The organism is Arthrobacter sp. BPSS-3 (assembly GCF_044628475.1).
Taxonomy (GTDB): Bacteria; Actinomycetota; Actinomycetes; order Actinomycetales; family Micrococcaceae; genus Arthrobacter.
Genome location: NZ_JBIMMV010000011.1, coordinates 1 through 15,726, shown reverse-complemented (window position 1 = coordinate 15,726; position 15,726 = coordinate 1). Strand labels below are relative to the sequence as shown.

The following is a 15,726-nucleotide window of genomic DNA, read 5'->3' as shown; positions in this document are numbered from 1 at the left end:
GTCGCTTAGCGGTTACCGGCCGGGGCCAGCGGCCGGTCAGCATGCGCGGTGGTGGCCTCGGGTGTTTCCGGCCGGGGCAGCCGGAGCCTCTTAAGCAGCAGGGCGTTGACGGCGACCAGGAAGCTGGACCCGGACATCGACAGGGCCGCAATCTCGGGGCTGAGGACAAGGCCGGCGAAGGCGAAGACCCCTGCCGCGATGGGCAGGGCTATCGCGTTGTATCCCACGGCCCAGCCCAGGTTCTGGCGCATTTTGCGCAGGGTGCCTTTGCCGATCCGCAGGGCGATGGGGACATCCAGCGGGTCGGAGCGCATTAGGACGACGTCGGCTGTTTCGATGGCCACGTCGGTGCCGGCTCCGATCGCTATACCGAGGTCTGCCTGGGCCAGGGCCGGGGCGTCGTTGACGCCGTCGCCGACCATGGCGACTTTCTTCCCCGCCTGTTGCAGCTGGGCTACCTTGGCCGATTTGTCTCCCGGGAGCACCTCGGCGATGACGGTGTCGATGCCCAGCTGGCCGGCGATCCTCCGGGCGGTCGCTTCGTTGTCGCCGGTGAGCATGACGACCTCGATCCCGGCCTCGTGCATGGCCGCGACCGCCGCGGCCGCGGTTTCCCTCGCGGCGTCGGCCAAAGCAATCACCGCGGCGGCCTTGCCGTCGACGGCGACGAGCACGGCAGTCCGTCCGGCGGCGGCAAGTTCATCGCGCACGGCGGCCAGCGGGCCCAGGTCGATGCCTTCGTTGGCCATGAGTCTGCGGTTGCCGACCAGCACCCGGTGCCCGTCCACGACCGCGCCGGCACCGTGCCCGGGAACGTTGAGGAAATCCGAAGCAGCCAGGACGGGTGCGCCGTTCTCGCGGGCGTGCCGCACCACGGCCGCAGCAAGCGGGTGTTCGGATTCCTGCTCCACGGCGGCAGCCAGGGCCAGGAGTTCGTTTTCACCGATTCCCTCCACGACGACGTCGGTGACTTCCGGTTCACCCTTGGTCAGGGTTCCGGTTTTGTCCATCACGACGGTGTCGATTCGGGCGGAGACTTCCAGGGCGGTGGCGTTCTTGAACAGGACGCCACGTTTGGCGCCAAGGCCGGTGCCGACCATGATGGCCGTCGGCGTGGCAAGCCCGAGGGCGTCGGGGCAGGTGATCACCACAACGGTGATCGCGAACAGCAGGGCCGTTTCGACGCCGGCGCCGAGGGCGAGCCAGACGGCGAACGTCAGGGTTCCGCCGATCAGGGCGACCAGAACCAGCCAGAACGCGGCCCGGTCGGCCAGCCGCTGGCCTGGTGCCTTGGAGTTCTGGGCTTCCTGGACGAGGGCCACAATTTGGGCGAGGGCCGTGTCGGCGCCGACTTTGGTGGCCCGGACCCGCATCGTGCCGGTGGTGTTGATCGAGGCGCCGATGACCTCCGAGCCGATGGTCTTGGTCACCGGAAGGCTCTCGCCCGTGACCATGGACTCATCGACCTCCGACTGGCCGTCCTCGACCTCCCCGTCAACCGGGATTTTTGATCCCGGCCGGATCAGCAGCAGGTCCCCGGCCTGGACCTCGGAGGTGGGGATCTCAACGGTGTCGCCGTCGCGGATGACGACGGCGACCGGCGGGGCAAGCTCGAGCAGGGTGCGGATGGCCTCGTTCGCCCCGCCGCGTGCGCGCATCTCGAACCAGTGGCCCAGCAGCACGAATGAGGTCAGGACGGTGGCGGCTTCGTAGAACACTTCACCGCCGCCGGTGAAGGTGACCCAGACGCTGTAAAGCCATCCGGTGCCCACAGCGATCGCGACCAGGACCATCATGTCCAGGGTTCGGGCCTTCAGTGCCCGGTAGGCGCCGTCGAAGAAGATCCATGCCGAGTAGAAGATGACGGGAAGGGACAGGATCAGGGCCATGACGTCGTCACGAAGCCCGAACGGGGCGGGCGCGGTGAAGCCGAACATGTCCCGGCCCATCGGGGACCAGAGCGTCACGCCCACTGACAGGATCGCTGCGACCAGGAACCGGTTGCGCATGTCCCTGACCATGTCATCCATCGACATTCCGCCATGGTGTCCGCCGTGGCCCATCGTCTCCTGCGGGGTCTTGGGCATCGCACCGTGCGGGCCCGGGCCGTGGCCGGCATGGCTGTCCGCTGCAGGGTGGGCATGCCCCGCGTGCGGTTCCGCCGTTTCGGGTATATGCCCGGGGTGCCCTGTTTCTTCGTCCATCGGGTAGCAGACGTGGTCGGGGAGCGCTTCGCCCCGGCAGTGGTATCCGCAGTCCCGGATCCACCCGGAGATCTGCTCCACGGAGGTCACGGACGGGTCGAAACTCACGGTCGCGGTCTGGGCGACCGGGTTCGCGTCGACGGCGGCGACTCCGGGCCGTTGCAGCAGGACGTGTTCCACGACCGCTTTGGAGGTGGCCCATTGCAGGCCACGGACTTCCACGACGGTGCGTTTCAGAAGCGTGGTCACCGCTCCTCCTTTGGCGCCGGTGCTGCCCGGCGGGACGGCCGGACCAGAAGGCAGGCTGCGGCTGTTGGCCGGTGCCGGCTGGTGATCGGGGGCGGGGCTGGGGTGTGAAGGCAAGGTGCGTCCTTTGGCAATGAGGAGGGCGGCGGGCTCTGTCCACCCGTGGCTGGACCTTCATTGCGTATGGGCTTTCGCCCGGGACGGCCTTTTCCGGTTAAGCCGAAGATATACCCCCTAGGGGTATGCGTCAATACCTCTTCGCTGACATGGCGGCAGATGCGGACTCTTGCCCTATATACCCCTAGGGGGTATCCTTTCAGTGTTGTCAGTGACGAGGTTTGTCCGGTTCCCAGGCCGCCACAGCCGTTCAACCACAACAGCCCTTTTATCCCTCGCTCCGAAGGAAACTGACATGTGTGGAACAACCGAAACACGAACCCAGCTGCCCCTGGCCTCCGCTGCGCAGCACGGCTGCAGCTGCTGCTCCCCCGCTGACGAAACGCAGGATGCTGCCCCGGAGGCGGCGGTTCTCTCTCCCGGCTCGCAGTACACCCTGGAAGGACTGACCTGCGGACACTGCGTCCAGACCGTCGAAAAGGCCGTATCCGGGGTCTCCGGCGTCGAGCTGGCCACGGTTGATCTGACCCCGGGCGGCACCTCCCGGCTCACGGTCACCGGCACCGCCGACCAGGAGGCGCTGGCTGAGGCCGTGCGCTCCTCCGGCTACGTCCTGACCGGCGCGAAGTAGCCTTCCACGTCCCTGGCCGGTGAAAGGCCCTGATCCCCGGGTCTCCAAGGGTGTCCTGGGTGTTCAGTGCCCTCCGGTGTGCCCGCTGGTGTGCCCCGGCATGGGTACCGGGCCCGGGGTGGGTACCGGGGCCGGGGTCACGTCCCCTCCGGTGCCGCTGATGGCCGGGCCGATGACAAACGCGGACAGGGAGAACATGGCGGCGAATACCAGGAGTCCCAGTGCCGGTGCGACCCAGCTGCCAAACCGGTGGTAGAGGCGGACCAGCAAGGGAATGGATGCCAGAAGCCCTAGTGCCCCGAACAGTGCGGTGCCGCCGGATCCGGCCACGAAGGCGGTTCCGGCGAGCAGTCCAATGTGGTGCAGGACGTGTTGAAGGAGGCCCATGATCAGGCCCACCGCGCCGACGACCGTATGCCACAGCGCGTGGAGCCTGCCGCGGAGGGTCGGCCCCGGAGCGGTCCCGCCGTCGGGGACGGCCGGCGGGTGCCGGTGGGAGGAGTGGTCACCGGTCACGGCCCGCTGCCTTCACCGGATGGGTTCCCCTGCGGGCCAACGGATCACTCATTCTTCGCCTGCGGTCCGGGACCGGTCCGGACCACGAGCACCGGGCAGGGCGCGTGATGGAGGACCTGCGTGGACACCGAGCCGAGCAGCAATCCGGTAAATCCTCCGAGACCGCGGGAACCCACAACCAGCAGGTCAGCGTTCCCGGCCGCCCGCAGGAGCACGGCGGCCGCATTTCCCTGGACAACATCCCCGGTCACCGTCACGCCTTCGCTGTCCACGCGCTTCAGGGCCTCGTTCTGGAGGCGGCGTGCGGCCTGGGGGAAGACGTCCGGGTCCCAGACCAGGCCTTCCATGCCGGTGGCGGGCGGGACCTCCCAGGCGGTCACGGCCCTGACCCGGCCGTTGCGCAGCCGGGCCTCCGTGATTGCCCATTCCAGGGCCAGGCGCGACGGGGCAGAACCGTCGACCCCGGCCACGATTCTGAAGACACCGTCGCCGCCCATGAGCGCCGCCCTCCGCCAAGTCCCGCAACTGTTGCCCTCAGTGCGGTCCCCGCAGGGTTTTACCCGCAAGATCGGACCGCCCGACCACGTGCACCGGCCAGCGACAGAAACAAAGTCTTTTACAGGATCGTTGTACCGGTAAGGGCCCTCCCACAGGGCCGGTAGCCTTGAAACAGATAGCCCGCCACAGGAAGAGAGGACCGTCATGACCGCACCGGCACACGCCACCGCGATCGCTTTCCTCCGCCGTGCGGGCCTGCTTACCGCGGTCCTGGCCCTGATTGCCGGGATTTTCGGTATGCACGTCATGACCGCCACCCATGCCATGCACTCCCCGGCCACGGCGGCAGCAACCGTCAACGCCCATCACGACTCATCCCCTGCCGGCCACACCGGAGTTCATCCTCCCGGACCATCCTCCGCCCCGGAGACGCCCGCAGCACAGGACGAAGCGGGTGCCCGGACCGTGCAGTGCACGGACTCGAACAACTGCACCAGCATGCAGTCCATGACCTCGAGCTGCACCCCGTCGGCGAAGACGGGCTCGCTGGCCGCACCGCTGCCCGGCACCGGAATCATCGTCCGGAACACCAACGCAGGGTCACAGAGCACGATCAGCGCGCTGTGGTCCTATCTCCCCGGCAGTCCTTCACCGGGCGATCTCTGCATCAGCAGAACGTAAAACGAGGCCCCGCGCTGTGACCTGACCGGCGCCCGCCCCTGCCTGACTCTCCTCTTCTGAGCCGGGCGCATCACTGATGCACACATCCCCTGGCGCCCGCGCGCCCTCTAATGTCTTGAAGGACTTAAACAGCCATGATGAACACGAAGTTTCTGACGCTTTCCGCGACCGCCGTTGCCGGCGCACTGGCCCTTGCCGGCTGCTCAACCGGCCCCTCCGCACCGTCTGCCACCTCCAGCAGCCCTGCGTCCTCCACCAGTTCGACGCCGGGAATGGGCCCGGGGATGATGCCCAGCAGTGCACCGGCCGCCGCTACCGAACACAACGAGGCCGACACCATGTTCGCCCAGGGAATGATCCCGCACCACGAACAGGCCGTGGAGATGAGCGAGATGATGCTCAAGAAACAGGGCATGGATGCCCGGATCACCGCCCTCGCCACCAAGATCAAGGCCGCGCAGGCCCCCGAAATCGAGCAGATGACGGGCTGGCTCAAGGCTTGGAACGAACCGGCCAAGATGGCTTCCGGCCATGGCATGGGCGACGGGATGATGGGCGATGACGATCTGAGCAAGCTCGAGGCCGCCCAGGGCACCGAAGCGGCCAAGCTCTTCCTGACCGGGATGATCGCCCACCACCAAGGCGCCGTCATGATGGCCCAGACCGAAATGTCCCAGGGAAAGAACGCCGACGCTATCAAACTCAGCAAAGACATTGTGACGGCCCAGGAAGCCGAAATCAAGGAAATGCAGGAGCTGCTGGCCGCCCTCTGACCGGTGTCCTAAGGCGCCGGCCCGTCGCGGGCCGGCGCCCAACCCCTGCCATGCCCTACCTGAATCTTTGGAGTCCCCATGCCCAATCCCTCCTGTCCCCGGGTCCGCGCCACAGCTGTTCTGGCAGCCGGCGCCGGCCTCATCCTTGCCCTGTCCGCATGCAGCCCGTCCTCCGTCCCGGCAGACCCCTCGCCCGCAGGCAGCACCGCCAGCTCCCTGCCGGACGCCCACGTGCACGGGCTGAGCGTCAGCACAACCGGCCAGGTGCTCCTGGCCACCCACGATGGCCTGTTCGACATCACGAAACAGCCCGCTGCCAAAATCGGCGCCACCAACGACCTGATGGGTTTCACCGGCGGCACCGATCACGGCGTCCTCTACGCTTCCGGACACCCCGGGGAAGGCTCCGACATGGCCAACCCGCTCGGGCTGATCAGATCCACCGACGCCGGTAAAACCTGGGAAAAGCTCTCCCGTCAGGGTGAATCCGACTTCCACGCGCTCACCGCGACCAAATCCGGAATCGTCGGTTTCGACGGCGCACTGCGCACCAGCCCGGACGGGAAAACCTGGACCACGGTGGCCGCGGATTTCGTCCCGGCCGCCCTCGCCGGACACCCCACCAGCGACACTGTCCTGGCAACCACCCCCCAAGGGATCCGCCGCTCAACGGACGGCGGTAAGACCTGGACCGCCGTGGACTCCGGACCTGTGGTCCAGTTCGCCGCTTTCGCCAGCCCCGCCGAGGCGGTCGGAATCGAACCCGACGGGACAGTCCACACCTCGGCAGACGCCGGCGCGACCTGGACCCGAAAGGGCAAAATCGACGACACGGTCCAGGCGGTGGCAGCAGCGAAAGGCCCGGAGGCAAGCCCCACCATCTGGGCCGCCACGGCCAGCGGGCTCGTCGCCTCCACCGACGGAGGAGTCACGTTCCGGCCCGCCGAGGCCTCCTGACCGCACCACGCGTGGCCGTACACGGGCCTCGCCATTGTGTCGTCCACCTTCCGCGAGGAAGTCCTGCGCTCCCAGCTGCGGCTCGGCACAGCCCTTTGAGACCTTCCAAGGGCCGCAGAACCTGCCCATGTCAAGTCCGGCTAATACACCGCCGCGTTCCTGCGCATTCTGTTGTTCCTTCCGGGCCTCATCATCGCGCTGGGGCCAGGCTGGTGCTCCGCTGGCAGGCGGACCCTGGCCCGTCCTCAGAGAGGGGCTGACGACGTGACCATCAGGGGTTTAGGGTGAGCGTGACGGCCGGACAGGCCGGCCGCCCCATCACCGCGCGACAGGAGCTGCGTCATGACCCACCACATCACTGCCATGCTCGACGTCCACCCGCAGGCGGCAGAAAGCGCCGAGAAAACAAAGCTGGCCGAATGCATCGCCGCGTGCATTCAGTGCGCCCAGACCTGCACAGCTTGCGCTGACGCGTGCCTTGCCGAAGACATGGTCGCTGACCTTGTCTCCTGCATCCGCACGGATCTGGACTGCGCGGACATCTGCGCCGCCACCGGCGCCGTCATGACCCGCCAAACAGCGTCCAACGCTGGCATCAGCCGCGCAATTCTGGAGGCCTGCCGCACCGCCTGTGCCGCCTGCGCCGAGGAGTGCGAGAAGCACTCCGGTATGCACGAACACTGCAGGATCTGCGCCGAAGCCTGCCGTCGGTGCGAAGCGGCCTGCACCTCCCTCCTGGCTGCACTGGCCTAAGTATCAGCCGGCCCATCCGCCGGCCGGTGCGGATGCGTTGAAACCGGCCCGCGTGGACCGGGACCTCGGACTCTACCTCTCAGCCGAGGCCGGGCGAAGAGTCGGAGTATCTCTGAAACGAAAGGCACCGGTCATGATGTGGGGTTACGGACAAGGCATGGGATGGATGTGGCTCTGGACTCTTCTGCTACTTATCGGGATCGCGCTGCTGGTGTTGCTGGCGGTCAGAGTCTTTGGCGGCGGCGTCCGTAATAATGGATACGGACCTCCAGGCCCCCAGGGGCCAGGAGCACCGCCGCCGGTCGGAGGGAGCAGGGCCCGCCAGATCCTCGACGAGCGCTTTGCAAGAGGAGAACTCACCGCAGACCAGTACCGCGAAAACCTCAAAGTGCTCGGTGAGGGCCCGTAGTGAAGCCCATCAGCCGCCGACAGGCGGTGCTGCTGGGCGGGCTCGGCATTGCGGGAACGGTGGCCGGCGGCGCCGGAATGATCTGGACCCTGTCGTCGCGGCAGACTCCCGTTACGGGAAGCGACCTGACCCAGCCGCCGGAGGAACGAAGCACCAACGGCCAGCTGCAGGTGCGGCTTGAAGCCGCACCCGGACAGATTCTGCTGGCAGGCCGGCAGGCCGCGGCCCTTGGCTACAACGGCGGAATCCCCGGCCCGACGCTTCACGTACGCGCCGGGGATGTCCTGCGGATCGGGCTCGTCAACAGGCTGACCCAGGCCACCAACCTGCACGTCCACGGCCTCCACGTTTCCCCGGAGGGAAACGGGGACAACGTCTTCGTCTCGGTCGAACCTGGCAGCACCTTCGACTACGAATACAAGCTTCCCGGGGACCATCCCCCGGGCGTGTACTGGTATCACCCCCACCACCACGGCATGGTCGCCGATCAGATCTTCGCCGGGCTCTTCGGAGCAATCATCGTCGAAGACCCTGACCCCATCGAGTCAAGTGCGGAACGGGTACTGGTCATTTCGGACACCACCCTGGACGGCCTGGGGAACATCCCGGAAGTCCCTGCGATGGAACGGATGATGGGCCGGGAGGGTGAACTGATCCTCGTCAACGGTCAAAGCAACCCGCAATTCAGTGCCCGCCCAGGACAACGCGAACGGTGGCGCATCATCAACACGTGCGTGTCCCGCTACCTCCGCCTACGACTCGACGGACAGCAGCTGCAGCTCCTCGGCATGGACTCCGGCCGCTTCCCGACACCCGAGAGTGTGGATGAACTTCTCCTGACGCCCGGAAACCGGGCAGACCTCCTCGTGACCACCACGACCGGAGACTCCGTGCTGCGGGCGCTCTACCAGAACCGGGGAAGCATGCCGGGAATGATGGGACCGGGATCCGGAGCACGCAACCCTCCAGATCAGCCGGACGGCGCCGCGCTGGCCACCCTCCGCGTATCCGGCGAACCGGTCGCAGCCCTGGCGGCCGTGCCGGCCCAGAAGGGGCTGGGAGACCTTCGGTCTGCCGCCGTCGCGGCACGCCGGCAGATCGTCCTGGCCGCCGGCATGGGCATGGGTGGGGGCGGTGGCATGATGCGTTTCACGATCGACGGCAGGGAGTTCAACGAGGCCAGAACAGACACCACGGTAGCGGCCGGGAATGTGGAGGAATGGACGCTGACCAACACCAGCCCCATGGACCACCCGTTCCACCTGCACGTCTGGCCGATGCAAATCATCGAGGAAAACGGCCAAAGGACGAACACCGCCATCTGGCAGGACGTGGTCAACGTACCCGCAAACGGGCGTGTGAAGGTCCGGGTAGCTTTCAAGGACTTCCGCGGACGCTCGGCTTACCACTGCCACATTCTGGATCACGAGGACCTCGGCATGATGGGGGCTATCGAAGTCCGGTAAGAACGTTCGGACCGTTAGGCGCTCCCGCCTTCCTGGTACGTGATCAAGACGACCGCAGACGCAACGTATTGGACCGCCACTGGGCGGACGGACTGCGAAGACGCAGTTGGAATGCCCGCCGGAACTGAAGTCACAGCGTGGGTACCCGACTCAATAGACCAGAGTCTGCTGCCCTCCTCTTCCAACAGACTCAAGGTGCCGGCGAGTGATTCATCGAGCATTTTCTGGAGGGCCATCATCGCTTCGGAGATGGAATGGAAGCCATCGGTGGCGACAACGAGGGATTGCGTTTTGGTCATGACAAGAGACTTTCCGTAGACCCACGCGAACTCAGCGCGTGGCGTGCATGATCTGAAAGGGGGCTTGAAGCAGTGGATGCGGAATCACCGGTCTCCCGTGAGCTCCGGCGCCCAACGGGAGCAACAGCCGACGGCTCGACGGAGCTGCGGGACGGCCAACGCAGGTGCAGGCCAGCCGGCCGGAATAGGGCGGCTTCCAGTGCGCTGCTTCTACGTCCGGCTGATCGAAAGTTGAACGAGCGAAAGGCCAACGGGCACGGCATCTTGAACTCCGGCGAGCCGACCCTGCACATTGCCATCGCGGACGGGTCCGCCAGAGGTTGCGGACAGAATTAGCACGTCCGGGGCTGCGCTGCGGACTAGAGTTCCGTCTCGAGGATCGTAAATGTCGTGCGCGCACCCTTCGTCACCGGCAGGTAACGACTCCGCTGGTTCGACGTGGACATTTGCGAGGTCTACCCCGGGCACGGCCGGCCCCTCGCGGCTCAGAAGATCTGGAGCTGAGGTATCAAACGCGTGTTCGTGTGAGAGATGGTCAGCACTGGCTATTGCGTGCGATTGACTTCCGGTGTCTACTCCTGCGCCCGCGTGCATCCCGGCCAGACAGGTCACTGCAGAGCAGGCAACCAGCAGAACCATCGTGATCAAGGCGGCGACGACTGGCAGCGACAGCCCTGATTGACGCATGTTGGAGCCGCCAGCAAGCCCGCCCACGTGCGCCCCCTCTGCTCAATTGACGCCATCATACTGGACTGCCCCTCGCACCGACCCTCCCCGATAGCCGGGGCCTAGCGCGTTGGCGCTCCCCATGACCGCTACCGCCCCCGCAACTGCTGCCAGTGGGTGCTCTCACAAACGAAGGATTTCAAGAACAGGTTGATTTGAGAATCGTGGTGTTCGCAGCGAGCTGTTGCAAACGGGCATCTTTCTGCGGAAAACCGCCGTTGGGACGAAAAACCGAGCTCAGGGCCGGTCGTTCTCACAAATAGTTCTCAAAACGGTACAGTCGAACCAACACACCAGGCTGATTTTTGAGAAGAGAACACCCATGACCTCACACCGAATCGGCTACGCCCGAGTCTCCACCCGGGACCAGAACCTGGGCTTGCAGATCGGCGCCCTGAAGAAGGCCGGATGCGACAAAATCTACGAAGACACGATCAGCGGCACCAAGTCTCACCGCCCCGGACTCGGCCAGGCGCTAGACACCCTGCGCGACGGTGACACCCTGGTGGTGTGGAAGCTAGACCGCCTGGGCCGGAGCGTGAAAGACCTCCTGGACTTCGCCGGCGGCCTAAACAACCGCGGCGTAGGCTTCGTCAGCCTCACCGACGCGATCGATACCACCACGGTCTCCGGGCGCTTTTTCTTCAACGTGATGGCATCCCTGGCCCAGATGGAACGGGAGCTCATGGTCGAGCGCACCCAAGCCGGACTCCGAGCCGCGCGCGAACAGGGACGAGTAGGTGGCCGCAAACGCATCATGACGGAAGCCAAGATCCGCTCAGCCCGTAAACTAATCAACCAGGGAACACCGCCCCGGGAAGTGGCCACGAGCCTCGGCGTCTCCGTCCCGACGCTCTACCGGTGGGTCCCGGCAACGGGCGCGACTGGGGCTTCGACGCAATAGTCGCCGCTGTTTGGTGCAGGCGACTTCTGAAAAGTGACGGTTGGTGCAGAGGACTATTGAGCGGAATGCAATTCCGTGCAGGGGACTTGTGACATCTCCGTGTCCGTACTCGTCTGCACTACGCCGGAATTCCGCGGGAGCGAGTGCAGACGACTTCTGAAAACGACAATTTTCGGCGGTAGATGGCGGTCTTTTGCGGCGATATTCGTCGCCTCGCTGCCGCGAGGGAATCGCCTACCGAACGCCGGGCCGGTTATTACGCTGGCGTCCTCCGGGCGCCGGTATGTGCTTGTAGAGGGAATTTCGGTCCGGTCGTGGGAAGCGCTTTCTTCGTGCTTTGTCTGATGCACGCCGCCCTCACCACCACGCTTCGGGCTTCATGGTTCCCGGGTTCGGTGGTCTCTCGTTCCTGCGGCCAGAACTGGAACGCTGTGGGTACTCGGATAGCTGTAAGGGCCCCTACAGGGGCCGAAGTGGGCCGGCTGTGGCCGGTTGGTGATCGGTGGGCTCCAGCAGACCAGCGCCGGGTAGTGGTCATTGAACAGACAGCCCTGGCATGGTCCGGCGTCGTCCCGGTTTGCGTTCGGCCGGGCTTAGAGCCCGGTTAGCAGCTCGCGGGCTCTGTCGAGGGCGTCTTGGCACGTGCGAACCATTTGCCCGGGTGTGTTCGAGGTTCGGTAGAGGTCGCGTGCCCATTCGAATTCGGCAGCTGCCTCGCGGTAGCGGGCTTCGTCGAACAGTCGCCTGCCGATCTGGTATCGGACCATGGCCTCGCGGACGCGGGTCCCGGCCAGTTGTAGTGCTTCTTCGTGGACCCGGGCCGCCTCATGCCAGGCGTATTGGCGCTGGTAGGCGCGGGCGAGCACCAACAGGGGTAGGAGCCGGTCCCGGGCTGTTGCCGCCAGTGCGTGGCCGGCGCGTATGGCTTCCTCTGGCTGGCCGAGAAGCGATAAGATCCACACCCGTTCAAGGGCAGGGCAGGAGTCGAGGCGGGCCCACAGCGCCTCCCTGTCCAGGACGATTTCCCGCAGCGTTATCGGGTCCGTTCTCCACAGACTTCCCTGGACCTGGTCCGGGTCGGGTATCACAGGACCGGTGCTGCTTGATCAGAGCCCGGGACGGCGCGGCGCCTCCAGAGGTCCCTCTCGAGGGTGGTTCCGTACGGTACGTCGGGGCTGGCCTCCACCGTGAACAGCGACTGGCCGAGGCGGGTCATTAGGATTCCTCGTCTGTCCCCCGACTCTGCGGTGTCCCGGACCTGCTTCACGGCGACGGCCAGGTCCTCCTGGAGACAATGCGGATTTTCTACGACCACGACCCGGACAGCGGGGCTATCCGGCGCCGTGGACAAAGGTCCCCGGGGTGCAGGGTTGGCGGTGGTCATGTGTACCCAACCTCCTAGATCTGATCACATTCTGACTAACCATCGGTACCGGCCGGGATGGAAGGCACGTGCTGGTCAGCCGGACGGCAGTTGCACGATCTGCGCCAGCATAACCGAGCTTCCTGTATGGTCCACCAAAAGACGGCGTCAATTCGGGGCGCTGTTTCGGCGGCTTCACCGGGGTCGGACGCACCAGCCCTTCGACGCTGTGCGGGCGGCTGGTCGGCCATTAGGAGCTACGGACCGGGCGCACACTTACCGGGGCCGCAGTCTTCCGGCGACCGCGGCGGAGGCTTTTTCTTCCTGCTGTGCTGCCGCTGAAGTACCGAGGGCCTGTGATGCATGTAGGGCTACGAGGCATGTAGGGCCCTCCCGTCGGAATGCCCATGCTTCGGAGTCTCTTTGGCCGCCGGGGCAGGTTGTACGGCGCGGATAAGGGTGGCGGACACCTATTGTTCCGGGCAGTCCGTGCGCACACTGGATTCGGAGCGGCCGGGTGTGGCCAACGGCGCCCGATAAGCTGGGGTCCATGACGTGGTTGGTGCTGATAGTCAGGCTCCGTGGCGCTGCACCCCGGTATCGGCGCCGCGTTTACGCCGCTCTCGCTGACGGCGGAGGTGTCGCCGTTTCCGGGGGTGTCTGGGCTATCCCGGATACCGTGATGCATCGTCCGGCCGTGGATGCCGCCGTAAGGCATGCCCTGGCCGGCGGCGGTGACATCGTTGTCATGGCCACCACGACGGACAATGGCGCCAGTCATGAGGTATTCGAGGTGAAACTTTCCGAACGGCTCACGGCCGAGGCAGAGGCTATCACCGGCAGGTGCACAGGTCTTGCTGCCGCGGCCGCGGCCGGGTGCGGGCGGGGTGGGCTGTCGACGGATCTACATGCCCTTCAACGGGACGTCCGCAGCTTGGCGCGCCTGGACGTGATCGGGCTTGAGGTCGTCGCGTCAGCTGAAGCGGCTGTGGCCCGGGCAGGGAATTTACCGGCGGCGTGTGAGTGCCGGGTTTGAGGAACGGGCCCGGTCGTTGCGGATTGCACCGGGCAGCTGTTCTCAGCGTCTGCTCAGCATGGTTGCCCTACGGTGAGGGCCATGGTTTCTTTGGCGCTGCCTGCCGGTGTGTTGTCCCGACCCGTTGCCGGGCTGCTCCCGCCGTGGCTTGATCCGAACGAGTTCCTGCGTGATCCTGCCTTGGCTCCATGGGTCGTCGGGGTCGTGTGTGTGTTCCTGTTCGTCGAGACCGGTCTTCTGGTCGGGTTCTTCCTGCCGGGGGATTCGCTTCTGTTCACGGCGGGATTGCTGGTGGCCACCGGCACTATTCAGGTGAATATTCTGTTTCTGGCGGCCGCCGCGTTCGTGGCCGCTTTCGTAGGCGACCAGGCCGGGTATCTGATCGGCCGCAAAGCGGGGCCTGCGGTATTTCGGAAAGAGGATTCCCGGTTTTTCAAACGCAGATACGTGGACCAGGCGCACCGCTTTTTCGAGAAGTACGGACGCCGGTCCGTTGTTCTGGCCCGCTTTGTTCCGGTGGTGCGGACGTTCCTTCCGGTCACGGCCGGCGTCGCCGGGATGAGTTACCGTTCCTTCTTCGCCTTTAATGCCATCGGGGCTGCCTTGTGGGGCGTAGGGGTGACGTTGCTCGGGTTCTGGCTGGGACGCTACGAGTGGATCGGTTCGAACATTGACCTGATTTTCGTTGTCATCGTTGTAATCTCTTTCGTCCCCATCGCAGTGGAACTGCTCAAGAGCCGACGACGTACCGCCGCCGCTCAGGGACGGGAGCACGAAAGATCCTGAACAAGGGACGCAGGCGCCGTGGACCGCCGAAGCTCTTTCCGGCGGCTGCTCCTTCACAGGTTGCCCGCAGGAAGATCAGAGCATCCAAAGGCTCATTTCTGGCAGGCTCAGTCGCAAAGCCGGGAACTTTGCGGCGGCGTCGCCGCAGGGGTATCCGTCGAGGAACATTCTGAGGACAGGAGCTCAGCGTGACAGCCCGAACTCGTTCGCTATGGAAGAGCACGCTCCCGCGGCGATCCCAGACCGCCACGCTGATGGCGATGGTCGCCCTCGTCGTCACGGCGGCGGCCTGCCAGTCGCAGGGTGGGCCGGTGCAGGGACAACGGGCCGGCACGCCGGGCCACGTGTTCGTGATCAATCTGGAGAACAAGGGTTATGACCGGGTGTGGGACAGCGGCTCCCCGGCCCCGTACCTCTCCGGAACTCTGCGCGCCCAGGGCGTGCTGCTGACCAACTATTACGGCATCTCGCACAACTCGCTGCCCAATTATCTCGCCCAGATCTCCGGGCAGCCGCCTAACATGAGCACCAAAAAGGACTGCCCCGTCTACACGCCGTTTACCGGCACGGGTGTTGATTCGCAGGGACGGCTGATGGGCGACGGGTGTGTGTTCCCTGCCGAGGTGCCCACCATCGCCGGGCAACTGAGCGCCAAGGCGAAAGCCTGGCGCGGCTACATGGAAGACATGTCCGCACCCTGCCAGCACCCGGAGCTCGGTGCCGTCGACGAACATGTGGCGGCCTCCCCCGGTGACCAGTACGGCACCCGCCACAACCCGTTCGTTTATTTCCGTTCCCTGACCTCCACCCCGGACTGCGCCAAAAACGTCGTCAACTACTCCAAGCTCGCAAAGGACCTGCAGTCGGTCAACACCACGGCCAACCTCTCCTACATCACCCCTAACCTCTGCCACGACGGGCACGACAGTCCCTGCGTGGACGGGACCGCCGGCGGCCTCGGTACGGCGGATGAATGGTTGAAGAGCCAGGTGCCGGCGATCCTGGCCTCCCCCGCCTACCAGCAGGACGGCATGCTCGTGATCACCTTTGACGAGGCCGACGGCGGGGCCGTCGGCCCCTCGACGGGCGTCACCGGCGGCACGACCGGAGGAAAGGTCGGCGCCCTGGTGCTCTCCCCATTCACCGCCCCGGGCAGCAGCTCGGACCGCCCCTACAACCATTACAGCCTGCTGGCCACCATGGAAGACATCTTCGCCCTGCCCCGTCTCGCGGGGGGACTGTGGAATTAACGGTGTATCCGGCTCGACACGCCAGGCGGTCTGCTTGGCAGGAATGAGCTGGATATGCCGGTGACACTGGATGCCGTGAAGACTGCGGACACCACTGGGAAACCGAAGGAA

At 65.6% G+C, this 15,726-nt stretch carries 16 protein-coding genes; 11 read left to right on the top strand and 5 right to left on the bottom strand.

Features of this window, described 5'->3' with window-relative positions; genetic code table 11:
• Positions 1 to 5: 5 nt before the first annotated feature.
• Positions 6 to 2,453 carry a heavy metal translocating P-type ATPase gene (locus ACFVY3_RS15485; RefSeq protein ID WP_400160387.1) on the bottom strand — a complete coding sequence of 816 codons (2,448 nt, stop codon included), beginning with the start codon at positions 2,451 to 2,453 and terminating at the stop codon, positions 6 to 8.
• Positions 2,454 to 2,862: 409 nt separating this feature from the next.
• Here ACFVY3_RS15485 and ACFVY3_RS15480 point away from each other — a divergent pair, with 409 nt between their 5' ends.
• Positions 2,863 to 3,198 (top strand): heavy-metal-associated domain-containing protein, encoded by a 336-nt coding sequence (locus ACFVY3_RS15480; RefSeq protein ID WP_400160386.1) that lies wholly within the window; start codon positions 2,863 to 2,865, stop codon positions 3,196 to 3,198.
• A 63-nt stretch (positions 3,199 to 3,261) separates the two neighbouring features.
• Here the strand turns inward: ACFVY3_RS15480 and ACFVY3_RS15475 are convergent, their stop codons facing one another.
• Together ACFVY3_RS15475 and ACFVY3_RS15470 are read right to left on the bottom strand one after the other, a co-directional pair.
• On the bottom strand, positions 3,262 to 3,714 hold the full coding sequence (locus ACFVY3_RS15475; protein ID WP_400160385.1) for a hypothetical protein: 453 nt from the start codon (positions 3,712 to 3,714) through the stop codon (positions 3,262 to 3,264).
• 44 nt (positions 3,715 to 3,758) lie between these two features.
• Positions 3,759 to 4,211, bottom strand: a complete 453-nt coding sequence (locus ACFVY3_RS15470; RefSeq protein WP_400160384.1) for a universal stress protein — start codon at positions 4,209 to 4,211, stop codon at positions 3,759 to 3,761.
• Positions 4,212 to 4,416: 205 nt separating this feature from the next.
• Here ACFVY3_RS15470 and ACFVY3_RS15465 point away from each other — a divergent pair, with 205 nt between their 5' ends.
• The 6 genes from ACFVY3_RS15465 (at position 4,417) to ACFVY3_RS15440 (ending at position 9,251) form a co-directional block, all read left to right on the top strand.
• Complete coding sequence (locus ACFVY3_RS15465) at positions 4,417 to 4,893, top strand: hypothetical protein (RefSeq protein ID WP_400160383.1); 477 nt, start codon at positions 4,417 to 4,419, stop codon at positions 4,891 to 4,893.
• Between the two features lie 134 nt (positions 4,894 to 5,027).
• Positions 5,028 to 5,666, top strand: coding sequence for a DUF305 domain-containing protein (locus tag ACFVY3_RS15460; RefSeq protein ID WP_400160382.1), 639 nt, complete (start codon positions 5,028 to 5,030; stop codon positions 5,664 to 5,666).
• A 78-nt stretch (positions 5,667 to 5,744) separates the two neighbouring features.
• A complete protein-coding gene (locus tag ACFVY3_RS15455) occupies positions 5,745 to 6,623 on the top strand; it encodes a F510_1955 family glycosylhydrolase (RefSeq protein WP_400160381.1) in 879 nt (292 codons plus the stop codon).
• Between the two features lie 342 nt (positions 6,624 to 6,965).
• Positions 6,966 to 7,376, top strand: a complete 411-nt coding sequence (locus ACFVY3_RS15450) for a four-helix bundle copper-binding protein (RefSeq protein WP_400160380.1) — start codon at positions 6,966 to 6,968, stop codon at positions 7,374 to 7,376.
• Positions 7,377 to 7,509: 133 nt separating this feature from the next.
• Positions 7,510 to 7,785 carry an SHOCT domain-containing protein gene (locus ACFVY3_RS15445; RefSeq protein WP_400160446.1) on the top strand — a complete coding sequence of 92 codons (276 nt, stop codon included), beginning with the start codon at positions 7,510 to 7,512 and terminating at the stop codon, positions 7,783 to 7,785.
• Positions 7,785 to 9,251, top strand: coding sequence for a multicopper oxidase family protein (locus tag ACFVY3_RS15440; RefSeq protein ID WP_400160379.1), 1,467 nt, complete (start codon positions 7,785 to 7,787; stop codon positions 9,249 to 9,251). Before ACFVY3_RS15445 ends, ACFVY3_RS15440 begins: the two co-directional genes overlap by 1 nt.
• 14 nt (positions 9,252 to 9,265) lie before the next feature.
• Here ACFVY3_RS15440 and ACFVY3_RS15435 read toward each other — a convergent pair whose 3' ends face one another.
• Entirely contained in the window at positions 9,266 to 9,550 is a 285-nt protein-coding gene (locus tag ACFVY3_RS15435) for a hypothetical protein (protein WP_400160378.1), read from the bottom strand.
• A 1,048-nt stretch (positions 9,551 to 10,598) separates the two neighbouring features.
• Between ACFVY3_RS15435 and ACFVY3_RS15430 the strand changes: the two genes are divergently transcribed.
• A complete protein-coding gene (locus tag ACFVY3_RS15430) occupies positions 10,599 to 11,180 on the top strand; it encodes a recombinase family protein (protein ID WP_400160377.1) in 582 nt (193 codons plus the stop codon).
• A gap of 1,084 nt (positions 11,181 to 12,264) precedes the next feature.
• Here the strand turns inward: ACFVY3_RS15430 and ACFVY3_RS15425 are convergent.
• Entirely contained in the window at positions 12,265 to 12,396 is a 132-nt protein-coding gene (locus ACFVY3_RS15425; RefSeq protein WP_400160376.1) for a hypothetical protein, read from the bottom strand.
• Positions 12,397 to 13,093: 697 nt separating this feature from the next.
• On the opposite strand from ACFVY3_RS15425, the gene ACFVY3_RS15420 reads away from it, so the two are divergent.
• From ACFVY3_RS15420 to ACFVY3_RS15410, 3 genes are all read left to right on the top strand, one after another.
• Positions 13,094 to 13,579 (top strand): Chromate resistance protein ChrB, encoded by a 486-nt coding sequence (locus tag ACFVY3_RS15420; protein ID WP_156810869.1) that lies wholly within the window; start codon positions 13,094 to 13,096, stop codon positions 13,577 to 13,579.
• An 81-nt stretch (positions 13,580 to 13,660) separates the two neighbouring features.
• The gene (locus tag ACFVY3_RS15415; RefSeq protein ID WP_373993043.1) at positions 13,661 to 14,365 is read left to right on the top strand and encodes a DedA family protein; all 705 of its coding nucleotides are present in this window, start codon (positions 13,661 to 13,663) and stop codon (positions 14,363 to 14,365) included.
• 188 nt (positions 14,366 to 14,553) lie between these two features.
• Positions 14,554 to 15,615, top strand: coding sequence for an alkaline phosphatase family protein (locus ACFVY3_RS15410; protein ID WP_400160375.1), 1,062 nt, complete (start codon positions 14,554 to 14,556; stop codon positions 15,613 to 15,615).
• Positions 15,616 to 15,726: the final 111 nt, after the last annotated feature.

Bases quoted from the DNA above. Each gene is read 5' to 3' on its own strand.
- ACFVY3_RS15480 (WP_400160386.1), top strand. From the start codon at position 2,863: ATGTGTGGAACAACCGAAACACGAACCCAGCTGCCCCTGGCCTCCGCT.
- ACFVY3_RS15470 (WP_400160384.1), bottom strand. From the start codon at position 4,211: ATGGGCGGCGACGGTGTCTTCAGAATCGTGGCCGGGGTCGACGGTTCT.
- ACFVY3_RS15465 (WP_400160383.1), top strand. From the start codon at position 4,417: ATGACCGCACCGGCACACGCCACCGCGATCGCTTTCCTCCGCCGTGCG.
- ACFVY3_RS15460 (WP_400160382.1), top strand. From the start codon at position 5,028: ATGATGAACACGAAGTTTCTGACGCTTTCCGCGACCGCCGTTGCCGGC.
- ACFVY3_RS15455 (WP_400160381.1), top strand. From the start codon at position 5,745: ATGCCCAATCCCTCCTGTCCCCGGGTCCGCGCCACAGCTGTTCTGGCA.
- ACFVY3_RS15450 (WP_400160380.1), top strand. From the start codon at position 6,966: ATGACCCACCACATCACTGCCATGCTCGACGTCCACCCGCAGGCGGCA.
- ACFVY3_RS15445 (WP_400160446.1), top strand. From the start codon at position 7,510: ATGATGTGGGGTTACGGACAAGGCATGGGATGGATGTGGCTCTGGACT.
- ACFVY3_RS15435 (WP_400160378.1), bottom strand. From the start codon at position 9,550: ATGACCAAAACGCAATCCCTCGTTGTCGCCACCGATGGCTTCCATTCC.
- ACFVY3_RS15430 (WP_400160377.1), top strand. From the start codon at position 10,599: ATGACCTCACACCGAATCGGCTACGCCCGAGTCTCCACCCGGGACCAG.
- ACFVY3_RS15425 (WP_400160376.1), bottom strand. From the start codon at position 12,396: ATGACCCGCCTCGGCCAGTCGCTGTTCACGGTGGAGGCCAGCCCCGAC.
- ACFVY3_RS15420 (WP_156810869.1), top strand. From the start codon at position 13,094: ATGACGTGGTTGGTGCTGATAGTCAGGCTCCGTGGCGCTGCACCCCGG.
- ACFVY3_RS15415 (WP_373993043.1), top strand. From the start codon at position 13,661: ATGGTTTCTTTGGCGCTGCCTGCCGGTGTGTTGTCCCGACCCGTTGCC.